Annotated in this window: 3 protein-coding genes and 1 pseudogene; all 4 read left to right on the forward strand. The window is 73.1% G+C overall.

All coding sequences use genetic code 11. From position 1 onward, the window contains the following. Positions 1–39: 39 nt before the first annotated feature. Positions 40–249, forward strand: a pseudogene (locus tag ACZ4M5_RS34100) (hypothetical protein); the annotation flags it as partial. Between the two features lie 12 nt (positions 250–261). Then, positions 262–10983, forward strand: coding sequence for an SDR family NAD(P)-dependent oxidoreductase (locus ACZ4M5_RS34105; RefSeq protein WP_467742914.1), 10722 nt, complete (start codon positions 262–264; stop codon positions 10981–10983). A gap of 8 nt (positions 10984–10991) precedes the next feature. Further along, on the forward strand, positions 10992–12509 hold the full coding sequence (locus ACZ4M5_RS34110; protein WP_467742882.1) for an MFS transporter: 1518 nt from the start codon (positions 10992–10994) through the stop codon (positions 12507–12509). A gap of 114 nt (positions 12510–12623) precedes the next feature. Then, positions 12624–12884 carry a DUF5302 domain-containing protein gene (locus tag ACZ4M5_RS34115; RefSeq protein WP_467742884.1) on the forward strand — a complete coding sequence of 87 codons (261 nt, stop codon included), beginning with the start codon at positions 12624–12626 and terminating at the stop codon, positions 12882–12884. Positions 12885–12905: the final 21 nt, after the last annotated feature.

The raw sequence follows: 12905 nt of genomic DNA on the forward strand, positions 1-12905 counted from the left end.
CAGGGCCTGACCGCACCGAACGGCCCGTCGCAGCAGCGGGTGATCCGGGACGCGCTGGAGGCGGCGCGGTTGGTGCCGGGGGACATCGATGCGGTGGAGGCGCACGGCACGGGCACCTCGCTGGGTGATCCGATCGAGGCGGGTGCGCTGGCGGAGGTGTTCGGTCCGGGCCGGGATCCCGGGGCGCCGGTGTGGTTGGGGTCGTCGAAGTCGAACATCGGTCATGCGCAGGCGGCTGCGGGTGTCGCGGGCGTGATCAAGATGATCCTCGCGCTCCAGCATCAGATGCTCCCCAAGACCCTGCACGCCCAGGAGCCCAGCGCACTGATCGAGTGGGAGGGCAGCGGACTCCAACTCGTGCAAGAGGCACAGGCGTGGGAGCGGGATGGGTCGCGTCCGCGTCGTGCGGGTGTGTCGTCGTTCGGTCTGAGCGGCACCAACGCGCATGTGATCGTGGAGGAACCGCCACTCGCCGAGGCCTCTGAGCCGGCTGAGGAGGTGCCGGTGCCGGTGCCGGTGGTGGTGTCGGGCCGCGACGAGGCCGCGCTGCGGGAGCAGGCCGGGCGCTGGGCGTCGTGGCTGAGCGCTCACCACGACGTGGCTCTGGCCGATGTGGCGCGGACGGCCGCCGTGCACCGCACGCACTTCGAGTCACGGGCGGCGGTGACGGCCGACTCCCTCGACCATCTGGTGGAGGCCTTGGAGGCACTCGCCGACGGCCGCCCCCACCCCGCCCTCACCCAAGACACCGCCACCCAGGGCGAGTCCGCGGTGCTCTTCACCGGCCAGGGCAGCCAGCGCATCGGCATGGGACGCCGGCTCCACGCGGCGCTGCCGGTGTTCCGGGAGGCGTTCGACGAGGCCTGCGCCGCTCTCGATCCACATCTGAGCCGCCCGCTCGCCGAGGTGGTCCTCGCCGCCGAGGACAGTGCGGACGCGGCCCTGGTGCACGAGACGGAGTTCACGCAGCCCGCACTGTTCGCCTTCGAGGTGGCGCTGTTCCGCCAGTGGCAGTCATGGGGCGTCCGGCCGGCCGTGGTGGCCGGGCACTCGATCGGCGAGCTGGCGGCCGCGCACGTGGCGGGTGTCCTGGATCTGGCCGACGCGGCCCGCCTCGTGGCGGCCCGGGGCCGGCTGATGCAGGCGTGCGAGCGCGGTGGCGCCATGGCGTCGGTCGAAGCCTCCGAAGCGGAAGTGACCGAGGTGCTCGCCGGCATCGACGGCCGGATCTCGATCGCGGGTCTGAACGGCCCGGCCCAGACGGTCATCAGCGGTGACGGGACGGCGGTGGAGGCCGTCACGGCCCACTTCGCCGCTCAGGGCAGGCGTACCCGGCGGCTGGAGGTGTCCCACGCCTTCCACTCGCCCCACATGGACGCCATGCTCGCCGAGTTCCGGACGATCGCCGAGAGCTGCCGCTTCCAGGCACCGGCCGTCCCGCTCGTGTCGTCCGTGACCGGACTGCGGGCCGACGAGGACCTGGCAGCCGGAGAGGGAGTGCGCTCCCCGCTGTACTGGGTGCGCCAGGCCCGCGACGCGGTGCGTTTCCTGGACGTCGTGCGTGCCGTCGAGCAGCAGGGCGTCACCCGGTTCCTGGAGTGCGGGCCCGCCGCCGTCCTCTCCGCCATGGGCGCCGCCTGCTCGGAGCGAGACGCCGTGTTCGTGGCCTCGCAGCGGCCGGACGCCGGCGACTCCGGCGGGGCGGACGAGATCCGCACACTCGTGCAGGCTCTCGGCCGCCTGCACGTGGCCGGGGAGGGCCTCGCCTGGCAGGACCTCCTCCCCGCCGGCTCCGGGGCCGCCCCACTGGCGCTGCCCACGTACGCCTTCCAGCGGGAGCATCACTGGCTGGAGACGGCCGGTCAGGTGGGCGGCGATCTGGCGTCGGTCGGGCTGGAGCGCCCGGGGCACCCGTGGCTCGGCGCCGCGACCGTGCTGGCCAACGGCGAGGGGCATCTGTTCACCGGCAAGCTCTCGCCGAACGAGCACCCCTGGCTTCGCGACCACGTCGTGCACGACATCGCCCTCGTTCCCGGCACCGGTCTGCTGGAGCTGGCTCTCGCGGCAGCGCACCGCACCGGCGCGGCGGGGGTGGCCGAGCTCACCCTGCTCGAACCGCTCGTCCTGGACGAGGCCGTCCGCCTCCAGGTCGTCGTCGGTGCCCTGAGCGGCGACGGGGGCCGCACGATCGGCATCCACAGCCGTACCGAAGGCTCCGCCCCCGACGCATGGCGGCAGCACGCCGTCGGCGAGCTGCTGGAGCACTCCGCACAGACCGGCGAGCCCGAGCCGCAGCAGTGGCCGGCGCCGGACGCGGAGCGCGTCGAACTGGACGACTACTACCGGGACTTCCACACCCCGGGCCTGCAGTACGGGCCCGCTTTCCAGGGACTGGCCGAACTGTGGCGCAAGGGGGACACCCTGTACGCCGAGGTCCGGCTCCCCGACGACCTGCGCACCGCGGACTACGGCGTCCACCCGGCCCTGCTCGACGCCGCCCTGCACGGGCTCGCCGCGCTGCGCGCTCAGGACTCCCCGCAGGACACGGGTGTTCTGCTGCCCTTCGCCTGGAGCGGCGTGGAATGCCGGGTGGCCGAGAGCACCGCCCTGAGGGTGCGGGTCGACCTCGACCGTACGAACGCCACCGCCTCGCTCCACGCCACCGACGCGGCGGGCCGCCCGGTGCTGAAGGTCGCGGCGCTGCGGCTGCGCGAGGCGACAGCCGAACAGCTGCGCGTCCGCGGAACGGTCGAACACCTCTACAGCGTGGCCTTCCAGCCCCTGCGCCATCCGGAACCGGCGGACCGGCACACCCGGACCTGGGTCGTGGGCGGCACCGGGGTCCTCGCCGACCGCCTCGGCGGCACCGGCCACGCCTCAGGCCCCATACGGCACTGCCCCGACACGGACGCGCTGACCGCACTGCTCGACGCCGGTGAGGAACCCCCCGCACGGCTCGTCGTCGACGCGACGGCCCTCGACGGGGAAGAGGCCTACGCCTCCGCCCTGGCCGCGGTGACCGGCAGTCTGCACACGGCCCGAAGCCTGCTCGCCGACGAACGACTGGAGTCCACCGAACTCGTCTGGGTCACCCGTGACAGCGTCGCGGCCTCGCCCGCGGACCCGCTCGACGGATGGGTCGCGGCCCCGGTGTGGGGCCTGGTCCGCGCCGCGCGCGCCGAGCACCCCGAGCGGACGGTACGGCTCGTCGACCTCGACGCGCAGGCCCTCGACGCCGACGCCGACGTTCTCGCCCGCGCCCTGGCCGCGGCCGACGAGCCGGAGACCGCCGTACGTGCGGCCGAGGTGCTGGCCGCACGGCTCGTGCCCGAGACCACCGTCGACGAGCCGGACGCGGCCCGCCGGCTCGACCCGGACGGCTCCGTGCTCCTCACCGGTGGCACCGGTGAACTCGCCCGGCGCGTCGCCCGCCACCTCGTGCACACGCACGGCGTGCGCCACCTGGTGCTCACCTCGCGGCGCGGCGCCGACGCGCCCGGCGCCGGCGAACTGGTGCGGGACCTGACCGACGCCGGCGCCGAAACCGTGTCCGTCGTCCGGTGCGACGTCGCCGACCGAGACCAACTGGCCGCCGTTCTGGCCGCCGTCGCTCCCGAACACCCCTGGACCGGCGTCTTCCACCTCGCGGGCGCCACCGACGACGCGCTGCTGGCCGACCAGGACGAGAGCCGCGTACGCCGGGTCATGGACCCGAAGGCCGCAGGCGCCCTCCACCTGGCGGACCTCACCACCGGCCTCGACCTGTCCGCCCTCGTCCTCTTCTCCTCCGTCTCGGGTGTCCTCGGCGGACCGGGCCAGAGCAACTACGCCGCCGCCAACGCCTGGCTCGACGCCCTGGCGGCCCGGCTCAGGCGGCAGGGCCGCCCCGCCGTCGCCCTGTCCTGGGGCATGTGGGAGCAGAGCGACGGCGGCATGACCGCGCGGCTGGGACGGGCCGACCTGGCCCGCATCCGCCGTCAGGGCATAGGCGCCCTGACGGAACGGCAGGGTCTGCGTGCCCTGGACCAGGCGCTGGCCGGGGACCGGGCCCAGCTGGTACCGGTACGGCTCGAACTCGCCGCCGTGCAGCGCGAGGCCGACCGGGGCGAGGAGATCCACCCTCTGCTCCGCGGCCTCGTACGCACCACGTCACGGCCCACTGCCCGGGCCGGGGTCGAATCCGGCGTGCGGGACCGGCTGGCCGCCCTGCCGCGGGAGGAACGGCTCCCCGCTCTCCTCGCCCTCGTGCGGCAGGAGGCAGCCGCTGTCCTGGGCGGTGCCGGGCAGGACGGCATCGGCGAACAGCAGGTGTTCCAGCGACTGGGCATGGACTCCATGACGGCCGTGGAGCTGCGCCGCCGGCTGACCGCCGTCACGGGCGTACGGCTGCCGTCCACCTTGGCGTTCGACTATCCCACCCCGGCGGCCGTGGCCGGACTGCTGCTGGACCGGATGGAGCTCACCCCGGCCGCCACCGCTCCCGCGGCCGGCCGCCCGACGCCGGCGACCGACCCGGCGGAGCCGATCGCGGTGGTGTCGATGGCGTGCCGTCTGCCGGGTGGTGTCGACACCCCCGAGGCGTTCTGGGCGCTCCTGGCCGGGGAGCGGGACGGCATCGGCCCGTTCCCGCAGCGCTGGGACGCGCTCGACGTGTACGACCCGGACCCGGAGGCCGTCGGCAAGAGCTACATCCGGGAGGGCGGGTTCCTCGCCGGTGCCGAGGATTTCGACGCCGGCTTCTTCGGTGTCTCGCCGCGTGAGGCGGTGTCGATGGATCCGCAGCAGCGGCTGGTGCTGGAGGCGTCGTGGGAGGCGCTGGAGCGGGCCGGTATCCGGCCCGAGACGCTGAGCGAGAGCCGCACCGGCGTCTACCTCGGGACCATGGGTTCCGACTACAGCACCCAGCAGGGCCGGGGACTCGCGGAACTCGACGGCTACGTCGGGACGGGCAACGCGTCCAGTGTCGTCTCCGGGCGGGTCGCCTACACGCTGGGTCTGCAGGGCCCGGCCATCACGGTCGACACGGCCTGCTCCTCCTCCCTGGTCGCCCTGCACCTCGCCGCCCAGGCTCTGCGGCAGGGCGAGTGCGAACTGGCCCTGGCCGGCGGCGTCACCGTGATGTCCACACCCACCCCGTTCGTGGAGTTCTCCCGTCTCAACGGGCTGGCCCCCGACGGTCGGTGCAAGTCCTTCTCCGACCAGGCCGATGGCACGGGGTGGTCGGAGGGTGTGGGTGTGCTGGTGCTGAAGCGGCTGTCGGCCGCGCAGCGTGACGGCGACCGGGTGCTGGCGGTGGTGCGTGGGTCGGCGGTGAACCAGGACGGGCGTAGTCAGGGTTTGACGGCGCCGAACGGCCCGTCGCAGCAGCGGGTGATCCGGGATGCGCTGGAGGCGGCGCGGTTGTTGCCGGGGGACATCGATGCGGTGGAGGCGCACGGCACGGGGACGTCGCTGGGTGATCCGATCGAGGCGGGCGCCTTGGCCGAGGTGTTCGGCCCGGGTCGGGAGCCCGGGTCGCCGGTGTGGTTGGGGTCGTCGAAGTCGAACATCGGTCATGCGCAGGCGGCTGCGGGTGTCGCGGGCGTGATCAAGATGATCCTGGCGTTGCGGCATGGCGTGTTGCCGAAGACATTGCACGCCGATGAGCCCAGTTCGCTGATCGAGTGGGAGGGCAGCGGACTCCGCCTCGTGCAAGAGGCACAGGCGTGGGAGCGGGATGGGTCGCGTCCGCGTCGTGCGGGTGTGTCGTCGTTCGGTTTGAGCGGCACGAACGCGCATGTGATCGTGGAGGAACCCCCGGTCTCCGCTTCTGTCGAGCCGGTGGCCGGGGGAGTGGCGGGTCCGGTGCCGGTGGTGGTGTCGGGCCGTGACGAGGCCGCGCTGCGGGAGCAGGCCGGGCGCTGGGCGTCGTGGCTGACCGCTCACCACGACGTGGCCCTCGCCGACGTCGCCGTCACCGCCGCCCGGCACCGCACCCACTTCGAGTCACGAGCCGCGGTGACAACCGACGCCCTCGACGACGCCGTGGAGGCCCTGGAGGCACTCGCTTCGGGGCAGACCCATCCGGCTGTCGTGACGGGAACGGCGGAACGGCGTGGGAAGGTCGTCTTCGTCTACCCGGGCCAGGGTTCGCAGTGGGTCGGCATGGGCCGCGAACTCCTCGCGTCCAGCGAGGTGTTCCGGGAGACGGTCCAAGCCTGTGACGCGGCCTTGCGGCCGTTGACCGGCTGGTCGGTGCGTGAGGTGCTGGCCGGTGAGGAGGGCGAGCACCCGCCGTTCGACCGGGTCGACGTGGTGCAGCCCGCGCTGTTCGCCATGGGTGTCGGGCTGTCGGCGTTGTGGCGGTCGCTGGGTGTCGAGCCCGCTGCTGTGGTGGGTCACTCGCAGGGCGAGGTCGTCGCGGCCGTCGTCAGCGGAGCGCTCACCGTCGAGCAGGGGGCGCGGGTCGTCGCGGCGCGTTCGCAGGCGGTTCTGGCCTGTGCCGGTCGGGGCGGTATGGCGCTGATCGAGCGTCCGGTGGCGCAGGTGGAGGAGTTCCTCGCCCCCTTCGGCGACGCCCTGTCGGTGGCCGCGGTCAACACGGCCGGGTCGACGATCATCTCCGGCGAGGCGGACGCCATCGTGCGGATCGTGGCGGAGCTGGGTGCGCAGGATGTCTACGCCCGCAGGATCAATGTGGACTACGCGTCGCACAACGCGCAGATGGACCCCCTTCTGCCGGGCCTGGCCGCCGAGTTCGCGGACCTCGCCCCCCATCAGGCCAGGATCCCTCTGTATTCGACGGTGACCAGTCAGGTCGCTGCGGGGCCGGAGCTGGACGGGTCGTACTGGTGCCGCAACTTGCGCGAGCCGGTGCGTTTCGACCGGGCTCTGAGCCGGTTGCTGGACGATGGTCACACGGTGTTCGTGGAGATCTCCGCGCATCCGGTGCTGTCGATGCCCCTTACCGACGGCAGCAGCGAGCACGGCGGGATCGTCGTGGGTTCCCTGGCCCGTGAGCGGGGCGGATCCGCTCAACTGCTGCGCAATCTGGGTCTGTTGCACGTCCAGGGCCACCCCCTCGACTGGGACCGGGTGCTGGGCACCGGCACCGTCGTGCCACTGCCGACCTACGCCTTCCAGCGCCGGCGCTACTGGTACGAGACGGTCAGGACGGCCGGGGACGCCGGATCGCTCGGTCTGGACGCCTCCGCACACCCCTGGCTCGGGGCTGTGGTCGAGCTGGCCGACGGGGAGGGGCACTTGTTCACCGGCCGGCTGTCGCTCGCCGAGCAGCCGTGGCTGAAGGACCACGCGGTGCACGGCACCGTGCTGGTTCCCGGGACCGGGCTCCTCGACATGGCGCTCACCGCCGCGCATCACCTGGGCGCGGCCGGCGTCGGTGAACTGACGCTGTCGCAGCCCCTGGTGCTCGGCGCCGACGACGCGGTCCGCCTCCAGGTGAAGGTCGGTGCCGCCGCGGACGGAGACGACCTGCCCGTGGACATCTACAGCCGGGCCGACGGCGGGACCGAAACCACCCCGTGGACCCTGCACGCCACCGGCACACTGATCGGGGCGAGCGCCGAGGCCCCGCCCCTGGCTGACCTGCGGGCATGGCCGGTGAGCGGAGCCGAACGGGTCGGCGTGGACGGCTTCTACCCGGACCTCTCCGCCCAAGGGCTGGAGTACGGACCGGTGTTCCGGGGCCTGACCGAACTGTGGCGTGCCGGCAGCGTCGCCTACGGCCTGGTGCGGCTGCCGGAGCAGGCCCGGCCGGACGCCGAGGGCTTCGCCGTACACCCCGCACTCCTCGACGCCGCCCTGCACACCCTGGCGGGAACGCGGGGAAGCGACCCGGACGGCGACGGCGACGGTGACGGCTCCGGCGGAGTGCTGCTGCCGTTCCTGTGGACCGGTGTGCGGCTGTTCGCCACGGGCGGTACGGAGCTGCGGGTCCGCGTCGAGCTCGTGGACGACTCCACCGCCCGGATCCTCGTCTGCGACGGTACGGGTGAGCCCGTTCTGAGCGCGCAGGGCCTGGCGGTCAAGCGCGCGGACCTCGCACAGCTCGAGGGCACAGGCACCACCCGCGGCACCGAGCATCTGTACCGCGTCGAGTACCAGCCGCAGACACCGGCGGACGAGCCCGGCACGCCGCCGGGGGAGGCCGGCGAACTGCTGGTGCTCGGCACGGGCGGACTGGTGGCCGAGACCCTGGGCGTCGAGAACGCCATGAACCTCGGCAGCGCCCTGCCGTTCGACGGCGACCGCCCTCGCACCGTCGTCGTCGACCTCACCGCCACCGGCGAGGCCCACGGGGACGGCGAGAGCGTGGACGCGCGTGCCGGACAGACGGTGACGGCCGCGCTGGCCTGGCTGCAGGAGCTGCTGGAGGATCCGCGGTCGGAGGGCGTCGACGTCGTCTGGGTGACCCAGGGCGCGGTCGCCGCGAGTCCGGTGGACACGATCACCTCGCTGGAGCACGCGCCGCTGTGGGGCCTGGTCCGCGTGGCCCGCGCCGAGCACCCCGAGCGTGGCCTCAGGCTGGTCGACATCGGCGCCGAACAGCCCGACGCCGACCTGCTGCGCCGGGTCCTTCTGACCGGGAGCGAGCCGGAGCTGGTCGTGCGCGGCGACGGTGTCCTGGCCCCCCGGCTGGTGCGGGCCGACCGTGCGTCTTCGCCGGACGTGCTCGTCCCGGACGTACGGCAGCAGCCGTGGCGTCTGGACATCGAGGAGAAGGGCCGGCTGGACACGTTCGTCTTCCGTCCCGTCGACCGCGACGCTCCGCCGGCGGACGGATGCGTCCGGGTGGGGGTCCGCGCGGCCGGTATGAACTTCCGCGACGTGCTCAACGCCCTCGACATGGTGCACGCGCCGAAACTCGGCCTGGAGTGCGCGGGTGTCGTCCTGGAGACGGGTCCCGGCGTGACGCATTTGCAAGTCGGCGACCGGGTGATGGGGCTCGCCGTGGGCACGTTCGGCTCCGAGGTGACGGTGGACGCGCGCTGGATGGTGCGCATCCCGGACTCGCTGACCTTCGTGGAGGCCGCGACCGTCCCCCTGGCCTACCTCACCGCCCACTACGCCTTCACCGACCTCGGCCCCCTGCGTGCGGGGGACAAGGTCCTCGTCCATGCGGCGGCGGGCGGTGTCGGGCAGGCCGCGCTCCAGCTCGCCCGGCATGCCGGCTGCGAGCTGTACGGCACGGCGAGTCCCGGCAAGTGGCCCGTCCTGAGGGAGTTCGGCCTGCCCGAGGACCGCATCGCCTCCTCCCGCGACACCGGCTTCGCCGAGAAGTGGCTGTCGCTGACCGGCGGCGCGGGCGTGGACGTGGTGCTGAACGCGCTGACCGAGGAGTTCGTCGACGCGTCGCTGCGGCTGCTGCCGCGCGGCGGACGGTTCCTGGAGATGGGCAAGACGGATGTGCGGGACGCCGGCGAGATCGCCGCGGCGCACCCCGGCGTCCACTACCGGGCGTTCGACCTGATCGAGAGCGGGCCCGACCGCGTCCAGGAGATGCTGTGCGAACTCGTCGTCCTGCTGGAGCAGGGAGCCGTCACACCCCTGCAGCACTCGGCGTTCGACGTGCGGGAGGCGCCGAGCGCGTTCCGGCTCATGGCGCAGGGCCGCAGCGTCGGCAAGCTGGTCCTGACCGTTCCGCGGTCCCTGGACGGCGCGGGCACGGTGCTGCTGACGGGCGGCACGGGTGAGCTGGGCCGCCTGGTCGCGCGTCGTCTGGTCGAGGAGCACGGGGTGCGGCACCTGGTGCTGACCTCACGCCGCGGGCCGCGGGCACCGGGCGCCGAGGAAGTGGTGGCGGAGCTGCTGGAGGCCGGCGCGGCCGACGTGCGCGTGCTGGCCTGTGATGTGACGAACCGTGAGGACGTTGCCCGTGTCGTCGGCGAGGCGGGCGCACAGCATCCGCTGACGGGTGTCTTCCACCTCGCGGCCGTGCTCGACGACGGCATCGTCCGCAACCAGGACGCCGACCGGTTCGCCCGGGTGCTCGCGCCGAAGGTGTCGGGCGCGACCCATCTGCACGAGCTGACGGCCGGTCTGGATCTGGCCGCGTTCGTCCTGTTCTCCTCGGCGGCGGGCACACTGGGCGCCCCCGGCCAGAGCAACTACGCGGCGGCCAACGTCTTCCTCGACACCCTGGCGGCCCACCGGCGCAAGCTCGGTCTGCCCGCGGTCAGCCTCGCCTGGGGCCTGTGGGAGCAGGCCGGCATCGGCATGACCTCCCGCCTCGGTGACACGGAGCTGACACGGCTGCGCAAGCGCGGCTCGCAGGCGCTGTCCGCGCAGGAGGCCATCCAGGCGATGGACGCCGCCCTGGGCCGCCCGGAGACCCATCTGGTCCCGATCAAGCTGGACGTTGCCGGGCTGGGCGGCGGCGAGGAGGCCGCCCCCCTCTTCGCGGCCCTGGCGCGGCCGCGGCTGCGCCGAGCGCGGGAGGCCGCGGCGCAGACGGAGACGTTCCGTGCACGGCTGGCCGGCCTGCCGGCGGGTGAACAGGTCGCGGCGCTGCTGGCCGCCGTCCGGCAGGAGGTCGCCGGAGTCCTCGGCCTGCCGGGGCCGGAGACGGTCCCGGCGGACAAGCAACTGCGCGCGTTCGGCTGGGACTCGCTGATGGCGGTGGAGCTGCGCAACCGGCTCAGCGCCCAGGCGCAGGTGGCCCTTCCCAGCACGCTGGCCTTCGACTACCCAACCCCCCGGGCCGTCGCCGAGTTCCTGCACGTGCGTCTGGACCTCGGCACGACGGGCGAGGAGTCCGGGCCGCCGCAGGATCCCGCGCAGGCCGCCGCATGGGCGCTGCAGCGCGTGAGCGCCGATCAGCTGAGGGACAGCGGACTGCTCGCGCAGCTGCTCCGGCTCGCACAGCCCGACAGCGAGCCCGCGGGCGCGAGCACCGCCGCGGACGCCCTGCAGGCGGCCGGAGAGCTGTCGGAGGACGACATGGACCGGGCACTCGATGCCGTTCTCGGAAACACACTGTGAGGGATGCCATGCCTGAGCCCACCGACTCCGCAGCGAACGGGGGCCCGACGGAGGCACCGCCCCGCCCCGGCCCTCCTTCCCCCGCACCCGCACCGCACCGCTGGCTGGCCCTCGCCGTGGTCACCCTGGCGTCGTTCCTGGACAACCTGGACGCGAACGCCGTCACCGTGGTCCTGCCCGCCATCCAGCGGGACTTGGGGGCCGGTTTCGCCACGGCCCAGTGGACTGTGGCGGGTTACGCCCTGGCCTACGCCCTGTTCCTCATCACGGGGGGCCGGCTCGGCGACATCTACGGACGCAAGCGCCTGTTCATGGCGGGGGTCGCCGGATTCACCGTGGCGTCGGCGGTGTGCGGTGCCGCGGGTGCTCCCGAGGTACTGGTGGCGGGGCGGTTCGCGCAGGGTTTCATGGCCGCGCTGATGGTGCCCCAGGCCGTGTCGGTCGTGATGACGATGTTCCACCGGGACGAGTGGGCCCGGGCGTTCGCCGTGCTGGGCGCGGCGCTCAGCATCGGCAGCGTCGGAGGCCCGTTGCTCGGAGGCACACTCACCGACCTCGACGTGCTGGGCCTGGGATGGCGGGCGATCTTCCTGATCAACGTGCCGCTCGGGCTGATCGCACTGGTCATGGCGGTCCGCAGTATGCCCGAGTCCCGGTCGGAGCAGCCGCCGCGGCTGGATGTAACGGGTGTGGTGCTGCTGACGGTTGCTTCCCTGGGTGTGATGTATCCCCTGATCCAGGGACGTGAACAGGGTTGGCCGGTCTGGATGCTCGTCCTTGTCGGTGTCGGTGCCGCGACGTTCGCGGTGTTCGTATGGCAGCAGGGTGTGCGGCACCGGCGCGACGGCTCCGCGCTGGTCCCGCCGACACTCTTCCGGCACCGCTCCACCCGGGTCGGCCTGACCGTGACGCTGCTGGTGTTCAGCGGCGTCGCTTCGTTCTTCCTCGTGCTCACCTACCACCTGCAGACGGGGCTCGGCTGGCCGGTGCTGAAGACCGCGCTGGTCACGGCGGCCTGGCCGGTCGGTATCACCGCCACCTTCCAGATCGCCTGGAAGCACGGCGCGGGCCGCCGCCGGACGTGCGTGGCGGCCGGGTCCCTGCTGATGGGCTGCGGTGCCCTGTGGACACTGCTGGAGATCTGGGCGGCCGGCGACGGGCAGCTGGCCTGGCCGCAACTGGCCGCCGCAGAGCTGGTCATGGGCTGCGGGATGGGCCTGACCACCCCCGTGCTGACCGCCCTCGTCCTGGAAGACGTCCCTGCCGACGACGCCGGGGCGGGCTCCGGGGTGCTCAACGCCGCCATCCAGTTCAGCTCGGCCGTCGGTGTCGCCGTCATCGCCGGGCTGTACTTCGGGCAGCTGGGCGACGCAGCGGGGCGGCACGCCGGGGCGGGGGGATCGGCCACGGTCACGGCGGCCGTCCTATGGTGCAACGTCGCCGTCTTCCTGCTGACGACGGTACTGAGTTCTTTCCTGCCCGCCGACCGGGGGCGAAAGAGGTCACCGGTCACCACCGGGTCGTGATGATCCGGTCCCGGAACGGCCGGATTCCATTCCCGGAACGAGAAGTGCGTCTGGCCGGTGCGGGATTCCCGTGCCAGTCTGACGCCACACCCCCATTTCTCTCAGGAGGCATGCATGGCTGAAATCCCCGAGAAGAATTCCGACGCCAACAACGGCAGCAACGCGAACAACGGCAACAACGGCAACAACGGAATTGACCGCATCGACCGCATCGACGGAATCGACGGCGACGGCCGGGCCAAATTCCGTGAGGCCCTGGCCCGCAAAGCGAACGCCAACCAGGCGCGCCAGGCCCACGAGGACGGCCGGCTACGCGTCAAGGGCATGAGCGGGCCCGCAGGCCAGAAGCGCTACTTTAGGCGCAAGACCGGCTGAGCGGCTCCTGACCGCACACCG

Source organism: Streptomyces sp. NPDC026246, assembly GCF_055567995.1.